A 21,294-nucleotide genomic window follows, 5' to 3' on the forward strand; every position below is an offset into this window, starting at 1 on the left:
TGTTGTGTCCCGGGATGAATCCACCCCGCCCGGAGGAGCTCACTTGTCTACCGCGCACGCCACCTACCTGCCCGATCGTCACATGTTCGCCCTGTGGACCTGGGACGGGTCGGCGGTGGGTGAGGTACCGAAAATCCCCGGCGATCCCGAGGCGGTCGCGCTGGCCGTGCCGGACGGCCGGGGCATCGCGGTCGCGGAGGTGCCGTGCGTTCTGGTGGAGCCGGAGCGCTATCTGGGGCTGGAACTGTCCGATCCCGGGGCCTCGGCGCTGGCCTGGCGGGCCGCGCTGCAGGGTGAGCAGCCGGCGCTGCCGCCTGCCGCGCACGCCACGCCCAATGCGGGCGGGACGGCCATTGTTGCCGCGGCCCGCGCATTGCGGGTCCTACAGGACACCGTGGCGCTGTCCGGTGAGCTGCGCACGAGCCTGAAGGCCGAGCTGCGGCCCTATCAGGCGCGCGGCATCGCCTGGCTGCACGAGACCACCGATACGCACGGCGGTGCGGTGCTCGCCGATGAGATGGGCCTGGGCAAGACGGTCCAGGCGATCGGGTATCTGCTCGGGCGGGCGGAGGCGCGGCCGCACCTGGTGGTGTGCCCGACCTCCCTGGTCGGCAACTGGGTGCACGAGATCGAGCGATTCGGGCCCGGGCTGCGGGCGATCGGCTGGCGCGGCGGCGAGCTACCCGAGGCCGCGGCGGGCACGGTTCTGGTCACCGGATATCCGACGCTGCGGGGGCACGGGCCCGCGCTGCAGGGAATGCGGTGGGCGAGCATTGTTTTCGACGAGGCCCAGGTGCTGAAGAATCCGCGCACCCAGGTCGCCAAGGCGGCGCGCGCCATTCCGGCGGACGCCCGGGTGGCCCTGACCGGCACACCGGTCGAGAATCATCTCGAAGAGCTCTGGGCGCTGCTCAATCTGGTTGTGCCGCACGAGTTCACTCACAAGACCCAGTTCCGGCGGCGGTTCGTGCGGCCGATCAACGAGGGGTCCGGACCGGCGGTGCTGCGACTACGTGATGCCATCGAGCCGGTGGTGCTGGCCCGGCGCAAGTCCGAGGTGGCGGGCTCGCTGCCGCCCAAGATCCACTGCGATCTGGTCTGCGATCTCACTCGCGAACAGGAACGGATCTACGACCAGCTGCTCGATCGGGCCGAGGAGGAGGGCTTCGGATCCGGCGGGCAGCGGCACACCCGGCTGCTGGCGGTGCTCACCGAATTGAAGCAGGTGTGCAATCACCCGGGACTGATCACCGGCGATCTGGACGAATTGTCCGGGCGCTCCGGCAAGTTCGATGTGTGCGCCGATATTCTCGCCAACAATGTCGGCGCGGACGCGCCCACGCTGGTGTTCACCCAGTACCGGCGCACCGGCGAACTGCTGGTGCGGCACTGCGCCGAGGAGCTCGGGATCACCGTGCCGTTCTTCCACGGCGGGCTGAATCAGGCGCAGCGGACCGAGATCGTCACCGACTTCCAATCCGCGGACGGGCCACCGGTATTGGTGCTGAGCCTGCGGGCGGCGGGCACCGGTCTCACGCTCACCCGGGCCGCCGATGTCATCCACTTCGACCGCTGGTGGAATCCGGCTGTCGAGGCGCAGGCCTCCGACCGGGCGCACCGCATCGGGCAGACCCGCACGGTCACCGTCACCACGCTCACCTCGGGCACCACCATCGAGGAGCACATCGCGGGCATGCACGACCGCAAATCCGCGCTCACCGATCTCACCGATTCCGCCGGCGTCGCCGGGCTGGCCCGGCTCGACGACGACCGGCTGTTCGAACTCCTGCGCCGGAAGCGAGGCAACTGATATGGCCGACAATGAATTCGGGTACACCAGCTGGGGCATGGACTGGGTCCGGCTCGCGCAGCCGCTCAAGGTCAGCAAGCCGGAGCCGCTGCTCCCCCGCGCCTACAGCATCGCCCGCAACAACCTGGTGCAGACCGAAATCGAGAACACCATCGTGCGGGCCACCATCCACCGCGGCGCCGAGGCCTCGGTGACCTATCTGGAGCTGACGCCGCTGTCCGCCGCGACCATCACGGCCATCGGGAAACTGATTCCGGCGGAAACCCTGACGCTCACCGACGAACACCGCGCCGCACTCGCCGAGCACGGCATCACCGTCAAACCCCAGCTCGCGCGGACGGACTGCTCCTGCCGCGCCCGCACCGAACGCTGCGTCCATATGCTCGCCACCTGTTACGCGCTGGCCCGGCGGGTCGACGAAACGCCCTGGCTGGCACTGGATCTGCAGGGCTATCGCACCGGCGCCACAGCGGCGTCGGCGACCGGCGAAACCGGTCCGGCACGGTGGACCTCGATCGATACGCTCGATCCCGCTACGTTCTTCGGCGTCACCACCGGGTAGTAGCGCCCGCGCCGAGTGCTTGGATGCGGGGGTGACTATTCAGGGGAACGCGAACCTGCGGGCATTGCTGTTCGATGTGCAGGGCACCACGGTGGACTTCCACTCGGTGGTGACCGCTGCGGCGAGACGTATTGCGGGCGCCCGGTATCCGGACGTGGACTGGGCCGGATTCACGGATCGGTGGCGGGCGGAGTACTTCACGGCGCTCAAAGCCGCGACGCCGCAGCGTGATGCGGCCTGGGTGACGGTGCACTCGGTGTACCGCCGTGCGCTGGACCGGCTGCTGGCCGAGGACGGCCTCACCCTCACCCCGGATGAGCGGGACGAGCTGACGCTGTCCTGGCGGCGCATGGTGGCGTGGCCCGATACGGTAGTGGGACTGGGGCGGCTGGGGACCCGCTTCACCCTCGCCACGCTGTCGAATGCGGATGTCGCTGCCGTGGTGGATATCTCGAAGCGAGCGGGGCTGCTGTGGGATGCGGTGTTCACGGCGGAAATGGCGGGCGCCTTCAAACCGGACCCGGCCATCTATGCCATGGCGGCGCGGTACCTGGGTTTCGCGCCGGCGGAAATCATGATGGTGGCGAGCCACAAGTACGACATTCGCGCGGCGGGTGCGCTCGGGTTCCGGACCGCTTTCGTCGCCCGGCCGCTGGAGTTCGGCCCGGACGGCGCCGTGGACGTGAGCTACGAAGACGACTTCGATATCAATGCGCGCGACTTCCTCGATCTGGCCAGCCAGCTGGGCTGCTGACCGCGGGTTCAGGGTCTGCGCGCCCGGAAGCGGAATTGGTTTGCGGCGGTGCCGATCTCGATATCGGTGAAGCCGATGCCGGCTAGGCGATCGGTGAGGGTGGCCGGTGGTACGGGGACACAGGTGTCGCCAATGTGCATGAGGCGGAAGGCGCGGCTGTCCAGGCCGTCACTGCCCGCGAAGACGCCTTCGGGGCGCAGCACCCGGAAGGCCTCGGCGAACAGGGCGTCCTGCTGCGCGGGTGACGGGACGTGGTGCAGCATGGTGAAGCAGACCACCGAGCTGAATTCCTTGTCCGGCAGGGGCATTGCGGTGCCGTCGCCCTCCAGGACCCGCAGCTGCTCACCGCGGCGAGCACGCAATCGGGCGGCAAGGGCGGGGTCGATTTCCAAACCGGTGAGCGCGGTGGTGCGCGCGCTCAGAGTGCGCACGTTCGCACCGTAACCGGGGCCGACCTCAAGCGCACTGTCACCGAGTTCCACCCCGCCCAGGGCCCACGGGACGATGCGGGTGGCACTGTTGCGTTCCCACGCGCTGGAACGGCATAGCAGCTGATGGAAGATGTTCATTGCCATGGTTGTGACGGTAGGCGGGTCTCGCTGCGACCACGAGAGACTACGGTGACAGATTGTGTCGCCAGACAGCCAAGCCCCCGTTTTCGACGCACCGACCGGGCCCACTGCCATGTGGTTCGGCGTGGGCTCGCTGCGCGCCGGGCACTGGTTCGAGGAGCACGAGCATCCACAGCACCAGATCGTCTGGGCCGCACGGGGAGTCATGACGGTCGAGATCGGTGCGGGCAGGTGGGTGCTGCCGCCCACCCGCGCACTGTGGATTCCCGGCGGCGTGCACCATCGCACCGGCACCTGCGACGGCGCCGTCATGAGCGGCATCTTCCTGGAACCGGCCCGCAGCCCCGCGAATTTCCCGGCGCCGACCATGCTGCGGGTGCCGCGGCTGCTGCACGAACTGTTCGAGCACCTCACCGCTGATACGACGACGGCCGTCCAGCGCGAACGTGCGGAGGGCGTGGTCTTCGATCTGCTCCGACCGGTCGAGGTGATCCCCATCGGGGCGCGCATGCCCGAGGATCCGCGCGCCCGGCACGTGGCCGAGGCCCTCGTCGCCGACCCCGCCGATGCCCGCACCCTGCACCAATTCGCCGTCGCTGCCGCCGCGAGTCCGCGCACCCTGGCCCGCACCTTCGTCGCGGAAACCGGAATCACCTTCGGCCAGTGGCGAACCCAGGTCCGCCTGGCCGCCTCCCTCCCCCACCTGGCCGCCGCCATGCCCCTGGCCCGCATCGCCGCCCGCGTCGGCTACGCCACCCCCAGCGCCTACGTCGCCGCCTTCCGCCGCGAGGTGGGCGTCTCCCCCGGCCGCTACTTCGCCCACTGACCCGCACCGCCGATCGCCGCTACCCTCTGCCATCGCGGCAGCAACTCCCCCGGCCGATCACCACCCCGCTCGCCCGTGGTGGCGAAGGATGTTCGGCCAGTGAACAACTGACGATCTACATGCGGCGCAGGGCTGCGATGCGTTCGGTCAGCTGGTCGGCGGTGGCGAGGGCGGTGGGCGGGCCGCCGCACTCTCTTCGTAGCTCGCCGTGGATGACGCCGTGGGCCTTGCCGGTGCGGTGGTGGTGCATGGCGACCAGGCTGTTGAGTTCGCGGCGGAGTTCGCCGAGGCGGTCGGAGGTGGCGGTGCGTTCGGCGGAGGCGGCGTTGGTGAGCAGGGGGCGGCCGGATTCGGCTGCGGCGCTGCGGTCCTGGAGTTGGCGGGACTGACGGTCATTCAGCAGGGCGCGCATCTGATCGGCGTCGAGGAGGCCCGGAATGCCGAGGTAGTCGGCTTCCTCATCGCTGCCGGAGAAGGTGGCGGTGCCGAAGGAGTCGCCGTCGTAGATGACCTGATCGAGCTCGGCGTCGGCAGCCAGGGCGATGAACTTCTTCTCCTCCTCGCCCGGTTCGTCCTTCTGCTTGTTCGCGTCGATCAGCAGTTCGTCGTCGAGATCGCTCTTCTCCCGATGCGGCTTGCCGATGACATGGTCGCGCTGGACCTCCAGCTGCGCGGCCAGATCCAGCAGCACCGGCACCGACGGCACGAAGACGCTGGCGGTCTCCCCAGTCTTGCGGGCACGCACGAAACGGCCGATGGCCTGCGCGAAGTACAGCGGGGTCGAGGCACTGGTGGCGTACACGCCGACCGCGAGACGCGGGACGTCGACGCCCTCGGACACCATGCGCACCGCGACCATCCACGGGTCGGTGTTCCCGCTGAACTCGCCGATCCGGCTCGAGGACGCCGGATCGTCGGAGAGCACGATGGTCGGCTTGGTTCCCGAAATATGTTCCAGCAGTTCGGCGTAGTCGCGCGCCTTGTCCTGATCGGTGGCGATGACCAGGCCGCCCGCATCGGGCATACCGGTGGCGCGCAGCTGTCGCAGCCGGGTGTCGGCGGCAATGAGCACCTTCGACATCCAGTCGCCCGCCGGGTCCAGGGCGGTGCGCCAGGCGCGGGCGGTGTGTTCGGCGCTGAGCGGCTCACCCAGGCGGGCGGAGTACTCGTCGCCGGCGCTGTCGCGCCAGTGCGCCTCACCGGAGTAGGCCAGGAAGACCACGGGCCGCACCACGCCGTCGGCCAGCGCCTCGGAGTAACCGTAGGTGTGATCGGCGCGCGACTTCTCGAAGCCGGATTCATCGGCCTCATAGGTGATGAACGGAATCTTGGAGTCGTCGCTGCGGAAGGGCGTACCGGTCAGCGAGAGTCTTCGGGTCGCGTCCCCGAAGGCCTCCTCGACCGCCTCACCCCAGCTCTTCGCATCGCCGGCGTGATGGACCTCGTCCATGATCACCAACGTGCGCCGGTTCGTGGTGCGCACCCGATGCTTGAACGGATGCGAGGCCACCTGCGCATAGGTCACCACCACACCGTGGTAGTCCGAGGAGGTCGAACCCGTCGAATTGGAGAAGTTGGAGTCGAGCTGAATGCCCACCCGCGCCGCCGAACCGGACCACTGATGCTTGAGGTGCTCGGTCGGCGCGACGACCGTCACCTGATCGATGGTGCGGTCGGCCAGCAATTCCGCCGCCACACGCAACGCGAAAGTCGTCTTACCGGCGCCAGGGGTGGCTACCGCAAGAAAATCGCGAGGCTTGCTCGTCAGATATTTGGTGAGAGCCCTGCGCTGCCAAGCACGTAATGAACCGCCACCACCCGAAGTCACTTGGTAGAGATTAGCGATGCCGACCGACAACACACCAATTCGACACAGCACCAACTAGTGCCGCACGACACATCGCCGGTCCCCGCCCATTTGAAACGCTGGTGAGCGATGCTGTAGCCACCATGAACGAGCACGACAATCCGCCGCAACACGCCGACGTGTCCGCGCCGCCAGAGACCGACGTGGTCGTCGTCACACTTTGGGGCCGGATTCGCGAGCTCATCGTGCACGTGGCGGTCAAGGCGTGGGGCGATTCCATCTTCAACAAGTCCGCCGCGGCCGCGTTCTGGCAGACATTGTCGCTGGCCCCGCTGCTGCTGGGGCTGCTCGGCTCGCTCGGCTATGTCGGGCACTGGTTCGGCCCGGACACGGTCGACATCGTCGAGGGCAAGATCATCACCTTCAGCCGCAACCTGTTCAGTTCCAGCGTGGTCGACGACCTGATCGAACCGACCACCAGTGATGTGCTCAAGCGCGGGCACGGCGGCGTGGTGTCGGTGGGCTTCGTGCTCTCCCTGTGGGCAGGATCATCCGCGATGGCGACCTTCGTGGACGCGATCACCGCCGCACACGGGCAGGCCAATGCGCGACACCCGGTCTGGCAGCGCATTTTCGCGCTGTGGCTGTACGTGCAATTCCTGATCGCCGCGGTGCTGATCCTGCCGGTGGTCGCGCTGGGCCCGTCGCTGATCGGCCGGGTGCTGCCGCGCGGCTGGAAAGAGCCCGGCCTCAGGCTGATCGACACCTTCTACTATCCGGGCGCCGGACTGTTGCTGATCATCGGCCTGACCGCGCTGTACAAGCTGGCCCTGCACCGCACGCTGCCCTTTCACCGGCTTTTCGGCGGCGCCCTGGTCGCCGGCGTGTTCTTCATGGCCGCCAGCGAGGGACTGCGCCGATATCTGGCCTGGGTCACCCGGACCGGTGTCACCTACGGTGCGCTGGCCACGCCGATCGCCTTCCTGCTGTTCACCTTCTTCCTCGGCTTCGCGGTGATCCTCGGCGCGGAATTCAATGCCAGCATTCAGGAGTTCTGGCCCGCGCGCGCCACCCGCCTCACCCAGGTCCGGGCCTGGTTCGAGGCCCGCAGGCATAAACGGGCCGCCGCGGCGCTTCCTACAGTGGAACCGAAACCACCGCATCGACCCACGGGGACTCATGGCTGAGCAACTGACCATCATGGCTGTACACGCGCATCCCGACGACGAAGTCATCAGCACCGGTGGCCTTTTCGCGCGCTATGCCGCCGAAGGCATTCGAACCGTCCTGGTGACCTGTACGAACGGCGAGCAGGGCGACGGACCCGGCGGCATCAAACCCGGGCAGCCGGGCCACGATCCGGACGCGGTACGGGCGCTGCGGCTCGCCGAACTCCGCGAGTCGGCGGCGATCCTGGGCATCGAACATGTCGAACTGCTCGGCTACCGCGACTCGGGCATGGACGGCTGGGACGGCAATCAGGATCCCGAGGCCTTCTGGAACACCCCGGTCGTGCAGGCGGCGGCCCGGCTCGACGAGCTCATGCGGCACTACCGGCCACAGGTCGTCGTCACCTACGACGAAAACGGGAACTACGGTCACCCCGACCATATCCAGGCCAACCGCATCGCCCTGGCGGCGGCGGAATCCTCGGGCATCCCGGAAAAGCTGTACTACACCGCGATTCCACGCGAGAGCGCCCGCGAGATGTTCGAGGCCTTCAAGGCCAGCGGCCAGGACATGGGCGATTTCGAGCCGCCGGAGGACTTCGGCACCCCGATGGATCAGATCACCGCCGTGGTGGACGTCGCCCCGTACGTCCGGCGCAAGGTCAAGGCGCTCGAGGCCCACGGCAGTCAGGGCGACAGCATGCCGTTCCTGCGCCTGCCCGAGGACATCCAGCAGCTGGTCTTCGCGTCCGAGAGTTTCGTGCGGCACTTAAACCGCGTCGACGCGGCCCCCGCGCTGGAATCCGACCTCTTCGCCGGGCTGCGCTAGCGCCCGCCGAGCATCGGCAGCGTCGGGACCGCATCCAGCAGCGCCCTGGTGTACGGATGTCCCGGTGCCGTGAGGATGGATTCGGTCGCGCCCTGTTCGACGACCGCGCCGTCCTTCAGCACCAGGATTTCGGCGCACAGTTGCTGGACGACGCCGATATCGTGCGATACCAGGATCAGTGAGAGTCCGAAGCGGGACACCAGGTCTCGGACCATATCGATGATCTGGCCGCGGACCGTGGCGTCCAGGGCGGAGAAGGGTTCGTCGGCGACGAGCACCCGGGGCCGGGGAGCCAGTGCCCGGGCAATGGCGATGCGCTGACGCTGGCCGCCGGAGAACTCGTGGGGATAGCGTTGTGCCGCATCCGGTTCCAGTCCGACCGCGATGAGGAGCTCGGCCACCCGGTCGTCGTGATCGCCCGGAATCCGCAGGCATTCCAGGGGTTCGGCGAGGGAGTCGCGCACAATGCTGCGGGGATCGAGTGAGCTCATCGGATCCTGCAGGACCACTTGCACTTCGCGGCGGAACCAGAGCAGGTCGCGGCCGGTCACGGGACGACCGCGATAGCTGACCGTTCCGCTGTCGGGGCGATCCAATGCGAGCAGTAGGCGGAGCAGGGTCGACTTGCCGGAACCGGATTCGCCGACAATGCCGAGCCGCGCGCCTTCGGCCAGGGACAGGTTCACGGCACGCACCGCATGCCGGATCGGTGCCGGTCGCATCAGCGCGCGGCGAGGCAGCCGGAAAGAGCGGTGCAGTCCGGTCGCCTCCAAAAGCGCTGTAGCGGGGCCAGTTTCGGTGATCGTCATCGGGCAGCCTCGGGGGCACGGCGGAAGGACGCGGCACGAGCCAGTTCGAGCAGGTTTCGCGTGTACGGGTGCGTGGGTGCGCTGAGAATGTCCTCCAGGCTGCCCGATTCCAGCACCCGGCCCTCCCCCATGACCAGCACCCGGCGCACCACCTGGGCGAGCACCGCCAGATCATGGGTCACGAAGAGCAGTGCCGTGCCCTGTTCGGTGACGAGATCTTCGAGCAGACTGAGTATTTCGGCCTGCACGGTGACATCCAGCGCGGTGGTGGGCTCGTCGGCGAGCAGCAGCGCGGGACGGGATGCCACCGCCATGGCGATGCCGACACGCTGCCGCTGGCCGCCGGACAATTGGTGCGGGTAGGCGCGGACCAGATGCTCCGCATCCGGCAGACCGACTTTCTCCGCGAGTGAGATCACCTCCGCCAGTGCCTGTTTGCGGGAGAGTCCGCGATGCAGGCGCAGTGGTCCGCTGATCTGCTTGCCCACGCGCATCAGCGGATTCAGGGCCGACAGCGGTTCCTGGAACACCATGGCGATTCGATTGCCGCGAATGCGAGACAGTTCGCGATCACTGCGACCGAGCAGTTCGACACCGTCGAGCCGAATACTGCCCCGCACCTGCGCCTCCTCCGGCAGCAGGCCCAGGATCGCCAGGGCGGTCAGCGATTTCCCGGAGCCCGAGGCGCCGATGAGACCGAGCCGCTCCCCCGCGTCCAGGGCGAACCTGATACCGTCCAGCACTGTCACATCCCCGAAACGCACAGTGAGATCGTCGATTTCGAGCAGTGTCATGGCCGCCCTCCACTGCGCAGGCGCGGATCGGTGCCGTCGCGCAGCGCATCGCCGAGCAGATTGAAGCCGAGCACGGTGAGCGCCACGGCCAGGCCGGGCCAGATGACCAGCAGCGGCCGGACCCGGATGTAGTCCTGCTGGGTGTGCAGGAGTCCGCCCCAGGACGGCGTGGACGGGGAACTGCCGTAGCCGAGGTAGGTCAGGGTCGCCTCGGCCAGCACCGCGAGCGCCATGACCAGTGACAGCTGGACGATCAGGGTGGGTGCGATATTGGGCAGCAGGTGTTTTCGCACGATCCGCCCGGTCGAGGCGCCGGCGGCCCGCGCGGCGAGCACATACTCCTGGCTCAGCACCCGCGCGATCTCAGCGCGCGACACCCGGGCGACCCCGACACCGGCGCTGATGCCGACCGCCGCCACCACGGTCGCGAGCGAACCGCCGTATACCGCCGCCAGCACCATGGCCAGCAGCAGTCCGGGAAAGGCGATCATCAGGTCGATCGCCTGGACCACCACCGCGCCCACCGGCCGCGGTGACAGCACGGCCGCCACCGCGAGCAGTATGCCCAGCACGGCGGCCAGGAAGGCCGATCCCACTGCGGCGATGAGGGTTTCGCGACTCCCGGCCAGCAGCTGGCTGAACTGGTCGTGGCCGACCCGGTCGGTGCCGAGCAGATGCCCGCGCTGAAACGGCAGCAGCCAGGCGGCGTGCAGATCTGTGGCCTGCGGATCGAACGGGGTCCACCACACCGACACCACCGCCGCGAACACCAGCACCGAGGCCACCGTGACTCCGAAGGCTCCCGCCGGGCGACGCACCACCGCCGCCGCGACCGTCCGCAGCGTGCGCCACCGCCGCGCCGCCCGCCTCATACCGTGCTCCCTATGCGCGGGTCGATGATTCGGTGCACGATATCGACGAGGAATCCGAGGGTGAGCACCGCGCCGACGAGGATCAGCATCTCGCCCTGCACCTTCACCAGATCGCGATTGCCGATATCGGTCACGAGCATGCTGCCGACACCGGGCAGGGTGAAGACCTGTTCGATCACGACCGCACCGACCAGCAGCGCCGCCACCTGCAGCCCGAGAATCGAGACCACCGGCAGGGCCGCATTGCGAAAACCGTGCCGCAGCAGGGCCTGGGTGCGGGTGAGTCCCGTCGCCCGGGCGGTCCGCAGGAAATCGGAGTGCAGCACACCGAGCACGGCCGAGCGCACGAAGCGCAGCAGCACCGCGCCCTCGGTGAGTCCCAGCGCCAGGCACGGCAGCACCAGGGAGCGGAGGGCCGGTCCCGGCCGATCCCAGCCGTCCACCGGAAAGCCCTGTGCGGGCAGCCAACTCAGCTGCACGGCGAATACCCACACCAGCAGCAGCGCCAGCCACAGGCCCGGAATCGCGATACCGAACTGGGACAGCGCATTCAGCGCGCCGCCCGCGACCGTGCGGCTGCGGGTGGCGGCCCAGGTCCCCAGCGGCACCGCCACGAGCAGTGCGACCGCCATCGACCCCGCCGCCAGCGGCAGCGTCACCTCGAGTTTGCGATTCAGTTCGGCGCTCACCGCGGTGCCATTGAGCTGCGAATGCCCGAAATCGCCGTGCAAGACCCCGCCGATCCAGGACAGGTACTGCGCCGGCAATGACCGGTCCAGGCCCAAATCGGCACGGATGGCGGCGATTTGGGCCGGACTGGCCTGCGTGCCCGCAATGGTGGTCGCCACATCGCCGGGCAGCAGCCGCAGCAGGGCGAACACCACCACGCTGCCGGCGGCCAGCGAGATCGCGAGCAGCCCGAGACGGCGCACGATGTACCAGGTCACCGCCGCGTCACCCCTGCTTACCGACCGCGAGGGTGCTCAGATTGAGCCGATTGCTCGTCTCGTCCTGCGGTACGCCGTACACACCATTGCGCAGCACGGTGGTGGCCTGCACCAGGAACAGCCAATCGGCGGCGGCGTCCTGGGAGATCTGCCGGGCAACGTTTTTCAGCAACGCGTCACGGTCGGCATCGGTGGCGGCGGTGCGGGCCTGGGTGTACCACTGCTGCACCTGCAGGTTGTCGTAGCCGAAGTAGTACGTGGGCTTCGTGTAGTTGTCCAGGTCCCGGGCCTCGGCGTGGTCGACCAGGCTGAGCTGGAAGTCCTTGCTGGTGTACACCTTCGACAGCCAGGTCTGGAATTCCACCTGATGCACCGTGAGCGTGATGCCGACCTTCTTCAGGTCCGACACCAGCAGATCGGTGATGGTGGTGGGATAGATATTGGGCACATCCAGGGTCAGCGGCAGTCCGTCCGCGAATCCCGCTGCGGCCAAGAGCTTCTTGGCATTGTCCGGGTTGTAGGCGTCGATCCCGGTGAGATCCTCGTACCAGGGGTCCTGCGGTGGCACATTGCTGCCGATCGCGACACCCGCCCCATAGGCCTGGATCGCACCCTGCCGATCGATCGCCTGCCGGATGGCATGGCGCACATCGGGATTGGTGAAAGGCGCCCGCGCGCCGTTGAACGCCAGCGTGAACTTATCGGTGGTACTCCCACGCAGGACGGTGAACTTGTCATTGCCCGTGAACGGTTGCAGCAGTGTCGGATCGGCGGCGATCTGGATATCGGTCTGACCGGTCACCTCGGCATTGTTGGCGGAGTTGGGATCCTTGATATACGTGAAGACCACCTTGGCGACCTTGGGCCTCGCGCCCCAGTAGGAGTTGTTGCGCGCCAGGGTGATCGACGATCCACGGTTCCACTGCGCCAGCGTGAACGGCCCGGAACCGTTCTCCGCGCCTGCGATCCCGGCGAAGTCGGTGCCCTGCCTGTAGACGATGCCACCGCGCTGGGTGAGGTTCCACAGCAGCAGGGTGTCGCGCTGTTTCAGCGTGATCCGCACCGTGGCCGGATCCGGCGCAGAGACATCGGCAATAGACGTAAAGGCCGCCGCCTTGATCGATTTCGAGCCGGGCGCGATCTGCTGCTGTAGCGACCACACCGCATCGGCGGCGGTCAGCGGCGTGCCGTCGTGGAATTTCGCACCGCTCACCAGGTGGAAGGTATAGGCCAGCCCGTCCGGCGACTGCTCCCAGGAGGAAGCCAGGGCCGGGACGATCTTGTCCCCGGCCGTGGTGTCGATACTCACCAGCCCCTGGTAGACATTGTCCAGCAGCAGTTGATCCAGCGCCGCACCCGAGGTGCCGAAGGTATCGAGGCTGGTGGGCTCCAGGGTCAGCCGCACAGTCACCGTGGCATCGGTATCGAGCTTGTCGTCGGACGGCGTCGCCGCCTGCGTGGTCTGCACGGCGGCCGGCGCGCCGGTATCCGCACCCGTGCCGCAGGCGGCGGTGCAGAACACGGACAGCGCCGTCAGGGCCACCGGAACACGATGTGCCCATGCTGAATTCAGGAGTGTCACCCTCGTCCTCGGGATCTATAGCTGCGCAGCGACAAAATTCACGATGACGCGGTACACGTCCTCGCGATCGAGCTCGTTGAGAATGTTGTGCCGGTCGTGCGGGAAGATCTCGGCGCGGGCCGCGGGCAGCAGCTGCGCCGCCCGGAGCACGCCTGCGGCCGGAGCCATATCGTCCTCGGCGCCGTGCACGAACAGTACTGGCAGGTGCAGCTTTTCCAGGACCGCGGGCAGTCGCGCCGCCGTTTCGACCAGTGCGCCGAGGGTTTCCAGGCGCAGGCCGCCCTGCCAGGTCAGCGGATCATCGCGGATCTGCTGCGCGTACCCCTCGTGCCGAGTCAGCTCGAGGGGATCGCGGCGCAGATCCCAGGGGTCGATACCCGCGGCGAGCAATTCCGCGAGGGCATTGCGGGCCTCCGGGGCGGGGACCAGGGAGGAGCCCGCCAGTACCAATGCCTTTGCGGGAACGCCCCGTTCGGCTGTGAGCAGCACGCTGATGAGCGAGCCGAGCGAATGCCCCGCCAGGAACAGCGGCAGTTCCGGATGCGCCTGCCGAGCCAGATCGACCAGGGTCGCGGCATCATCGACGAGCGCGTCGACCGACGAGATCAGTACGCGCACACCGGCACTGCGACCGTGCCCGGCGTGATCACCGGCCCATACGGCGAACCCGGCGGCGTTCAGGGCCGCCACGAAGGGCTCGTAACTGCCGATGTGCTCACCCAGGCCGTGGAAGAACACGACCAGCGCCCGCGGATTCGGCGGCGCCCAGCGGTCGTAGTGGACAGTGCCTGCCGCGCCGTCGAATTCAGCCATGCAGTCCTGCTTCCAGATCCGCGATCAGGTCGGCGACCGACTCGAGTCCGGCCGACAGCCGCACCAGGCCGGGCGTCACACCGCTGTCGAGCTGCTGCTGCGGATCGAGCTGGGCGTGTGTGGTCGAGGCCGGGTGAATGACCAGGCTGCGCACATCACCGATATTGGCCAGATGACTGAAGAGCCGCAGCCGGTCGACCAAGCCACGTCCGGCATCGTGGCCGCCGGTCAGTTCGAAGGCGAGCACACCGCCCGCGCCCAGCGGGAGATACCGTTTCGCCGCATCGTGCCAAGGACTTCCGGGCAGGCCCGCATAGTGCACGCGCGCTACCTCCGGACGTTCGGCGAGCCATTCGGCAATGGCCTGGGCGTTCTCCGAATGCCGTGCGACGCGCAGCGAGAGGGTCTCCAGACCGTGCAGCAGCAGGAAGCTGTTGAACGGGGACACCGCGGGTCCGAGATCGCGTAAAAGCTTGGTGCGCAGGCGAACCGCATAGGCGAGTTCACCGAACTTCTCGCCGAAGACGAGCCCGTTGTAGCTGGGATCCGGGGTGTTGAACTGCGGCCAGCGCTCCGGATCGGCGCGGAAGTCGAACCGGCCGCCGTCGATGACGGCTCCGCCGATCGCGGTGCCGTGCCCGGACAGGAATTTGGTGGTCGAATGCACCACGATGTCGGCGCCGTGCTCGAGCGGCCGCAGCAGGTACGGCGTCGGCACGGTGTTGTCCACCACCAGCGGTACGCCCGCGGCATGCGCCACCTCCGCCACCGCGGCGGTATCGAGCACATTGCCGCGCGGATTGCCGAGGGTTTCGGCGAAGAGCGCCTTGGTATTCGGGCGGATCGCCGCCCGCCACTGGGCCAGATCATCCGGATCGGTCACGAAGTCGACCGTGATGCCGTGTTCGGCGAAGGTGTAGGCGAGCAGATTGTAGGTGCCGCCGTACAGCGTTGCGGCAGCGACAATGTGGTCACCGGCGCGCGCGAGGGTGAACAGCGCCAGCGAGGCGGCCGCCTGACCGCTGGCCACCGCGACGGCCGCCACCCCGCCTTCGAGGTCGGCCAGCCGCTCCTCCACCACCGCGGTCGTCGGATTCGACACCCGCGTGTAGACGTGAGTCTCCAAGTCGCGCAGAGCGAATGCGTCGTCAGCGTGCCCGGCATTGTCGAAGGTGTACGAGGTGGTCTGGTAGATCGGCACGGCGCGCGCACCGGTGACCGGATCGGGCTGGGCGCCGATATGGATCTGCCGGGTGTCGAATGACCAGTCCCGGCTCATGACCGCGCCTCCAGGACGTCGAACCACCATTTCTCGGCAACCTTGGGATGCGAACGGAGCCAGCCGATTACGGCGTTCTCACCGAATTGCGCCAGCAGCGGATTGTCGGCGTCCGCGCTCACCCCGCGCGCCTGCGCGGCCAGCTCCGCGGGGAGCACCAGCGGTTCGACCACCGCGTCCAGCCGTGGTCCCAGGAAGAACGGCACCGAATAGCGGTCCACCCCGGCCGGCGGGCTCACGACCCGGTGCCTGGTCGCGATCAGGTAGCCCTGGGTCGCGATCTCCAGCATCTCGCCGATATTGAAGACGAAGCTGCCCGGCACCGGCTCCGCGTCGATCCAGCCGTCGGGGCCCTGGACTTGCAGACCGCCGACCTCGTCCTGCTGCAGCAGCGCCAGGTAGCCGTAATCCTTGTGCGCACCCACGCCCTGATCGGAACCCGCGGAGTCCTGGCCCGGGTAATGGATGATCTTCACGTGCGTGGAGGCTTCCGCATCGAACCAGGCATCGAAGTAGCCCTCGTCCTGACCCAGCGCAACGGCCAAGGCGCGCAATACTTCCCGGCTCACCCGGAGTGCTTCAGCCTGCCAGGCCAGGGTGACCTGCCGCAGCCGCGGCAGCGCCGACGGCCACTGGTTCGGGCCGATCAACCGCCGCCAGGCGGGATCCCCGGCTGTTGCGGGGACGGCCTCCCGCTCGGGCCCGATATCGATCTGCTCCCGCCGATCCGGTGCGCCCGCGGTGTATTCGTGCCCGGTCGAGGTGTATCCGCGGAACTGCGGGGAGTGAATATTCTCGATCTCGAGGCGCTGCTGCGGCGGCAGCGCGAAGAACTCCCGCGCCACCTCGAAGATTCCGGAGGTCAATTCCTCCGGGACACCGTGCCCGACCACATAGAAGAATCCGACTTCGTGTGCGGCATAACGCAACTCGTCCAGAAGGGCGGCCCGCTCGGTGTCGCTCCCACGAAATCGTGCGATATCGATGATCGGCAATTGTGCTGTCATCACAGGCCTTTCGCGTTCGATACCGCGGACCGCACAGCCGGAAGCCCGAGATTGTCACGCAGTGTGGTCCCGGTGTACTCGGCGCGCAGCGCACCACGGTCCTGCAGCAGCGGCACCACCGTGTCGACGAATTCGTCGAGACCCGAAGGCACCAGATGGGATCCGATGATGAAACCGTCGGAGCCGTCGTTCTGGACGAAGGTGTCGATCTGCTCGGCGACCTGGGCCGGCGTGCCGATCAGCGGGCCGCGTTCGAACTGATCGATCACCACCTCGCGGAGCGTGAGCTTCTTGGCCTCGGCGACCTCGCGCAAGCGCTCGACCGTGGCGAAACGATCCTGATGCACGAAGGCGCGGCCCTGAATGATCGGCGCGGCCTCGGGATCCGGCTCGATATCGGGGACCGGGCCCTCCGGGTCGTAGCCGGACAGGTCGCGGTTCCAGATCTGCTCCAGCAGGATCAGCGCGGTCTGGCCGGTGACCTGCTCATTGCGAATGGCGTGGTACTTCTCGATCGCATCGGCCTCGGTATCGCCGAGCACAAAACTCGCCGAGGGCAGGATCTTGATGTCCTCGGCCGCACGTCCCGCCGCCACTGCCCGCGCCTTGATATCGCGGTAGAAATCCGCGGCCTCGGGCAGCTTGCCGTACGGGGAGAAGATGGCATCGGCATTGGCGGCGGCGAAGGCGCGGCCCTGCGGCGAGACCCCGGCTTGCAGCACTACGGGCCTGCCCTGCGGGCTGCGCGGCACGGTGAAACGACCGGAGATGTCGAACTGATCGCCGTGGAAGGCGAACGCCCCGGCGTCCGGGCGCGCCAGGAACCGGCCGGATTCCTTGTCCGCGACCACATCCTCGGCATCCCACGAATCCCACAGGGCGCGAACGGCGTTCAGCGTCTCCTCGGCCCGCACATAGCGGTCGGCCGGATCGAGGAAGCCGCCGCGCCGGAAGTTCTGGCCGGTGAAGGCATCGAACGAGGTCACCACATTCCACGCGGCGCGGCCACCGGAGAGGTGATCCAGGCTCGCGAACCGGCGGGCCAGCTCGTACGGCTCGTTGAAGGTGGCATTGATGGTGCCCGCGAGGCCGAGATGCTCGGTGACCGCAGCCAGCGACGCCAGCACGGTGAAGGTGTCGGGGCGGCCGATAATGTCCTGATCGAAGATCTGGCCCGCACGTTCTCGCAGGATGAGACCTTCCGCGAGGAAGAAGAAGTCGAACTTGCCGCGCTCGGCGGTTCTCGCGGTGTGTTCGAAACTGCTGAAATCGATTTGGCTGCCGGCCTCGGGATGCCACCAGGCGGTGTGGTGATTGACGCCGCCGAGATAGGCACCCAGGATGACCTGCTTACGGGGAGTGCTCATGATGACCTCGCTCAGGCAGTCGCGTAGCGGTTGGGAACTTCGGAGGGCAGGCCGAGCAGTGCGCGCAGCGAGCCTTCGGGATAGCCGGTGCGGAAGACGCCCCGGCGTTGCAGCGCGGGGACGAGCCGGTCGGCGATGGCGGTCAGATCATCGACCGCCACGCCGGGACGCAAACGGAATCCGTCGGCGCCGTCCACGCTCCAGGCGGTGAGCAGATCGGCGAGCTCCTCGGCGCTGCCCGCGAAAACCGCCGCATCGGAGGCGAATTCAGCTCCGGCGAGTTCGTTCAGGCGCGCCAGGCGCTGCGCGCCGGTCGCCTGGTCGGTATCGAGGAAGACAACGAGGTCGGCATAGACGCGCAGCGGTTCACCGGTGCGGCCCACGCGTGCCGCGGCGGCGGCCACCTCGTCCACGATGGCGCGAGGACCGGTCGCACGACCCGGGGTGACAAGAACCAGATCCGCACCGCGGGCGGCGAATTCGTAGATCAGCGGGGCATGCGCCAGCGCCGTCACCACCGGCTGCCCCTGGGGCGGGCGCGGTGTGATGGACGGTCCGCGCACACTGAAGAAGCGGCCCTCGAAGTCGACGCGGTGCAGCTTGTCGCGATCGATGAAGCGGCGGGTGTCCACGTCACGGATCTCGGCGTCGTCCTCCCAGCTGTCCCAGAGCCGCCGCACCACCTCGACGGCGTCGGCGGCCTCGTCGAACAGCTCGTGCACCTGGCCGGGGAACGTCCCGGAGGCCACCGCTTCCGCGATTTCGGCAGGGGTGAGCTCTCTGAATTCGCGCCGCCCGAAGTGCGCGGCCTCCTCGGCGGTGCCGGATACCCGCACCTGCCAGCCCGCCCGGCCGCGCGAGGTGTAGTCGAGGGTGGCGATCGCGGTGGAGACATGGAACGGTTCGGTATGCGTCGCGGTCACCGTCGGAATGAGCCCGATATGCCGGGTGATCGGGGCCACCCGCGCGGCGATCAGGCCCGCGTCGATCCGGGCCCGGACGCGGTCGACGGCGTCATCGGAGGGTGTGTGCGGCACGCCGGGCAGGGTCAGACTGTCCTCGATGCTCACGAAATCGAGCAGGCCGCGTTCGGCGGTGGCGACCAGATCCGTCCAATACCCGGGGCCGAACAATGCGCCGGGCCGCGAATTCGGCTCCCGCCAGGCGGCCGAATGCCAGCCGGCTCCGTCGAGCGCGACGCCGAGATGCAGTGGGTTCGATGCCATCGTCTCCCGTTTCTGTGCGGACGTGAATGTCCTGCACCATCCCGCCGGACGCGAGTGGAGTCAACGGTTGCGATCAGCCTGAGCCAGGGGAAATACCCTGCGGGCGAGCGGAATTGAATCCACTACACCGCAGTGTGCGCCGGGCGGGCGCGGCGCTGCCGTTCGGCGATGATCAGATAGAGCACAAATCCGAAAGCGGCACTGGTGAACAGGCTGCTGACGAAGAAGAGCCACGGTTTGGGCAGGCCCTTACGGAGGCCGCCCGCGATCGACATGATCGGCAGGATCAGGACGTTGAGGAAGACGTAATCCTGGGAGGCGGAGTCGGCGGCCCAGTTCGGGAACATGAGATAGATGTATTCCGCCCAGCTGGCCCCCGGCCCCCAGAGGGGATTCGTGCCGTCGTGGTGATATTCGAGCACGAAGCGAATATTGAAGTACCAGCCCAGCACCACCGAGCCGATACCTATTGCCCAGTAGGCGAGTTCGACCGCGCTGATGCGGGGCCGTCCCGGCACCGAGACGAACAGCGCTCGGTTCTCGCCGATGATCCAGGCGGTGACAGCGATGCCGAGGATCGCGTGGACGGTGAGACTGAGAACGTACATGGGCGGATTCTAGAACCGAGAAGTGTCACTCATGACAGATTTGGCAGATGTTTTGTCACTGTTGACATTTTGCCGGTCCGGTGGGACCGTTCGGCTTATGTCGGACTATGACGCGATCGTGATCGGGGCCGGGCACAACGGATTGGCGGCCGCGGCGATACTGCAGCACGCCGGACTGCGGACGGTCTGCCTCGAGTCCAATCACTATTCGGGCGGAATGGCCTCCACGGTCGAGCTGATCGACGGGTACCGATTCGAGATCGCCGGATCCGAGCAATTCCCCACCTCCGCGCAGCTCAGCGCCGAACTGGAGCTCGATGCGGTGCCCGCCGTGCCGCTCGAGGTCATGTCGGTGTCGACGCTCGGCAGAGGCGATCCGCCGTTCATCTACTACACCGATCCGATGAAGTTGCTCGAGCATGTGAGCGGCGTGCACGGCACCGAGATGCTGACCGGACTCGCCGGGCTGATGACCTGGGCACAGGCTCCGGCCCGGGCGCTCGGCCGGTTCGAGATACGGCGGGAGCCGAAGACCATCGATGAGATGTTCGCCTGCGCGACAAACGAATTCGAACGCGCGGCGATCTCCGACATGCTGTTCGGGTCCCTGTCGGAGGTGCTCGACCGCTATGTACCCCGCAGCGACAAGACCGGTGCGCTGCGCGGAATGATGTCCTTCCTCGGACTGAACATGACTTTTCGTGGCCCCGAAACACCCGGCACCGCAATGGCATTGGCGTTCGGGTTGGCCACTCCAGAGGGCGACGGCACACTGATGCGCAAGATCCGCGGCGGAATCGGCGCATTGACAGCACATCTGCGGGAAAGATTCGAAGCCGCCGGTGGTCAGGTCCGCTTGCGTACCCCGGTGACGCGGATACTCACCGAGGGAAAGCGGGTCACCGGAGTGCGCACCGGCGACGGCGGCGAGGTGACCGCGCCGATCGTAGTGTCTTGTATCGCACCGGATCTCACCGTCGGACAGCTGCTGGATCCGGAGGTGGTGCCCGCGGACACGCTGTCCCGATTCGCTCGCACCGACCACCGCGGCAGCTATCTGCAACTGCATTTCGCGCTCGACGGCATCCCGGAGTTCGCCGCGCCGTATGAGGTGCTCAACGATCCGGCCATGCAGTCGGCGATCGGCCTCTACAGCACTCCCGAAGAGCTGCAACAGCAGTGGGAGGATTGCCGGCGGGGCATAGTGCCCCAGGACCCGGCGGTAGTCCTGCAACTGCCCTCGGTGCACGATCCCTCGGTCGCGCCCGCGGGCAAACATGCCGCCTCCGCATTCGCGCTCTGGTTCCCCATCGAGGGGCAGCGGGAGGACTACGCACGGCTGAGGGCCGAGATGGCACAGCGGGTCACAGCCCGAATCTGCACCCTCGCAACGAATTTCAAGGACCTGATCGCCCGGCAAATCGTGTTCACCCCGCGACACATGGATCGGATGTTCGGCGCTCCGGGCGGCGACTACTGCCACGGCCTGGTGCACCCCGAACAGATGGGCCCCGGCCGCCCCGGCCCGACCGGCTTCCGGGACCTGCCCCTGCCCGTCACCGGGCTCTACCTCGGCAGCGCCGGATGCCACGGCGGTCCGTCGGTATCGTTCATTCCCGGCTACAACGCCGCGCACCGTGCGCTGGATGAGGCGAAGTAGG

20 protein-coding genes are annotated in these 21,294 nt (G+C 67.7%); 7 read left to right on the forward strand and 13 right to left on the reverse strand.

Annotated features, from left to right (window positions below; translation table 11 throughout):
- Window positions 1–82 precede the first annotated feature (82 nt).
- Genes ABZX86_RS07495 through ABZX86_RS07505 form a run of 3 tightly spaced genes read left to right on the forward strand, consistent with a single transcriptional unit; the run spans window position 83 to window position 3,126 of the window.
- Window positions 83–1,810, forward strand: coding sequence for a DEAD/DEAH box helicase (locus ABZX86_RS07495; protein ID WP_355121317.1), 1,728 nt, complete (start codon window positions 83–85; stop codon window positions 1,808–1,810).
- Window position 1,811: 1 nt separating this feature from the next.
- On the forward strand, window positions 1,812–2,372 hold the full coding sequence (locus tag ABZX86_RS07500; protein ID WP_355121011.1) for a hypothetical protein: 561 nt from the start codon (window positions 1,812–1,814) through the stop codon (window positions 2,370–2,372).
- A 31-nt stretch (window positions 2,373–2,403) separates the two neighbouring features.
- Window positions 2,404–3,126, forward strand: coding sequence for a haloacid dehalogenase type II (locus ABZX86_RS07505; protein ID WP_355121013.1), 723 nt, complete (start codon window positions 2,404–2,406; stop codon window positions 3,124–3,126).
- Between the two features lie 8 nt (window positions 3,127–3,134).
- On the opposite strand, the gene ABZX86_RS07510 is transcribed toward ABZX86_RS07505, so the two are convergent.
- Window positions 3,135–3,701: a class I SAM-dependent methyltransferase gene (locus ABZX86_RS07510; RefSeq protein WP_355121015.1), complete on the reverse strand. Its 567-nt coding sequence runs from the start codon at window positions 3,699–3,701 to the stop codon at window positions 3,135–3,137.
- Between the two features lie 55 nt (window positions 3,702–3,756).
- Between ABZX86_RS07510 and ABZX86_RS07515 the strand changes: the two genes are divergently transcribed.
- Window positions 3,757–4,524 (forward strand): helix-turn-helix transcriptional regulator, encoded by a 768-nt coding sequence (locus ABZX86_RS07515; protein WP_355121017.1) that lies wholly within the window; start codon window positions 3,757–3,759, stop codon window positions 4,522–4,524.
- Between the two features lie 115 nt (window positions 4,525–4,639).
- On the opposite strand, the gene ABZX86_RS07520 is transcribed toward ABZX86_RS07515, so the two are convergent.
- Window positions 4,640–6,352, reverse strand: a complete 1,713-nt coding sequence (locus ABZX86_RS07520) for a DEAD/DEAH box helicase (RefSeq protein WP_327145183.1) — start codon at window positions 6,350–6,352, stop codon at window positions 4,640–4,642.
- A 101-nt stretch (window positions 6,353–6,453) separates the two neighbouring features.
- Here ABZX86_RS07520 and ABZX86_RS07525 point away from each other — a divergent pair, with 101 nt between their 5' ends.
- Window positions 6,454–7,518, forward strand: coding sequence for a YihY/virulence factor BrkB family protein (locus tag ABZX86_RS07525; RefSeq protein WP_355121019.1), 1,065 nt, complete (start codon window positions 6,454–6,456; stop codon window positions 7,516–7,518).
- Window positions 7,511–8,329 carry a PIG-L family deacetylase gene (locus ABZX86_RS07530; protein WP_355121021.1) on the forward strand — a complete coding sequence of 273 codons (819 nt, stop codon included), beginning with the start codon at window positions 7,511–7,513 and terminating at the stop codon, window positions 8,327–8,329. Before ABZX86_RS07525 ends, ABZX86_RS07530 begins: the two co-directional genes overlap by 8 nt.
- On the opposite strand, the gene ABZX86_RS07535 is transcribed toward ABZX86_RS07530, so the two are convergent.
- The 11 genes from ABZX86_RS07535 to ABZX86_RS07585 form a co-directional block, all read right to left on the reverse strand.
- On the reverse strand, window positions 8,326–9,138 hold the full coding sequence (locus ABZX86_RS07535) for an ATP-binding cassette domain-containing protein (RefSeq protein WP_355121023.1): 813 nt from the start codon (window positions 9,136–9,138) through the stop codon (window positions 8,326–8,328). The genes ABZX86_RS07530 and ABZX86_RS07535 overlap by 4 nt on opposite strands.
- On the reverse strand, window positions 9,135–9,932 hold the full coding sequence (locus tag ABZX86_RS07540) for an ABC transporter ATP-binding protein (RefSeq protein WP_355121025.1): 798 nt from the start codon (window positions 9,930–9,932) through the stop codon (window positions 9,135–9,137). Before ABZX86_RS07540 ends, ABZX86_RS07535 begins: the two co-directional genes overlap by 4 nt.
- Window positions 9,929–10,804, reverse strand: a complete 876-nt coding sequence (locus ABZX86_RS07545) for an ABC transporter permease (protein ID WP_355121027.1) — start codon at window positions 10,802–10,804, stop codon at window positions 9,929–9,931. Before ABZX86_RS07545 ends, ABZX86_RS07540 begins: the two co-directional genes overlap by 4 nt.
- Window positions 10,801–11,751, reverse strand: coding sequence for an ABC transporter permease (locus tag ABZX86_RS07550; protein WP_355121029.1), 951 nt, complete (start codon window positions 11,749–11,751; stop codon window positions 10,801–10,803). The genes ABZX86_RS07545 and ABZX86_RS07550 overlap by 4 nt, the downstream gene beginning before the upstream one ends.
- 7 nt (window positions 11,752–11,758) lie before the next feature.
- Window positions 11,759–13,294, reverse strand: a complete 1,536-nt coding sequence (locus tag ABZX86_RS07555) for an ABC transporter substrate-binding protein (RefSeq protein WP_355121031.1) — start codon at window positions 13,292–13,294, stop codon at window positions 11,759–11,761.
- 54 nt (window positions 13,295–13,348) lie between these two features.
- Window positions 13,349–14,146, reverse strand: coding sequence for an alpha/beta fold hydrolase (locus ABZX86_RS07560; protein ID WP_355121033.1), 798 nt, complete (start codon window positions 14,144–14,146; stop codon window positions 13,349–13,351).
- Complete coding sequence (locus tag ABZX86_RS07565; RefSeq protein ID WP_355121035.1) at window positions 14,139–15,425, reverse strand: aminotransferase class I/II-fold pyridoxal phosphate-dependent enzyme; 1,287 nt, start codon at window positions 15,423–15,425, stop codon at window positions 14,139–14,141. The genes ABZX86_RS07560 and ABZX86_RS07565 overlap by 8 nt, the downstream gene beginning before the upstream one ends.
- The gene (locus tag ABZX86_RS07570) at window positions 15,422–16,432 is read right to left on the reverse strand and encodes a 2-oxoglutarate and iron-dependent oxygenase domain-containing protein (RefSeq protein WP_355121036.1); all 1,011 of its coding nucleotides are present in this window, start codon (window positions 16,430–16,432) and stop codon (window positions 15,422–15,424) included. Before ABZX86_RS07570 ends, ABZX86_RS07565 begins: the two co-directional genes overlap by 4 nt.
- Window positions 16,432–17,799: an NtaA/DmoA family FMN-dependent monooxygenase gene (locus ABZX86_RS07575; RefSeq protein ID WP_355121038.1), complete on the reverse strand. Its 1,368-nt coding sequence runs from the start codon at window positions 17,797–17,799 to the stop codon at window positions 16,432–16,434. The genes ABZX86_RS07570 and ABZX86_RS07575 overlap by 1 nt, the downstream gene beginning before the upstream one ends.
- An 11-nt stretch (window positions 17,800–17,810) precedes the next feature.
- Window positions 17,811–19,025, reverse strand: a complete 1,215-nt coding sequence (locus tag ABZX86_RS07580; protein ID WP_355121040.1) for an LLM class flavin-dependent oxidoreductase — start codon at window positions 19,023–19,025, stop codon at window positions 17,811–17,813.
- A gap of 122 nt (window positions 19,026–19,147) precedes the next feature.
- Entirely contained in the window at window positions 19,148–19,633 is a 486-nt protein-coding gene (locus ABZX86_RS07585) for a DUF2834 domain-containing protein (RefSeq protein WP_355121042.1), read from the reverse strand.
- Between the two features lie 97 nt (window positions 19,634–19,730).
- On the opposite strand from ABZX86_RS07585, the gene ABZX86_RS07590 reads away from it, so the two are divergent.
- On the forward strand, window positions 19,731–21,293 hold the full coding sequence (locus tag ABZX86_RS07590; protein ID WP_355121044.1) for an NAD(P)/FAD-dependent oxidoreductase: 1,563 nt from the start codon (window positions 19,731–19,733) through the stop codon (window positions 21,291–21,293).
- Window position 21,294 lies beyond the last annotated feature (1 nt).

Source organism: Nocardia sp. NPDC006630 (genome assembly GCF_040611495.1).
Classification (GTDB): Bacteria; Actinomycetota; Actinomycetes; order Mycobacteriales; family Mycobacteriaceae; genus Nocardia.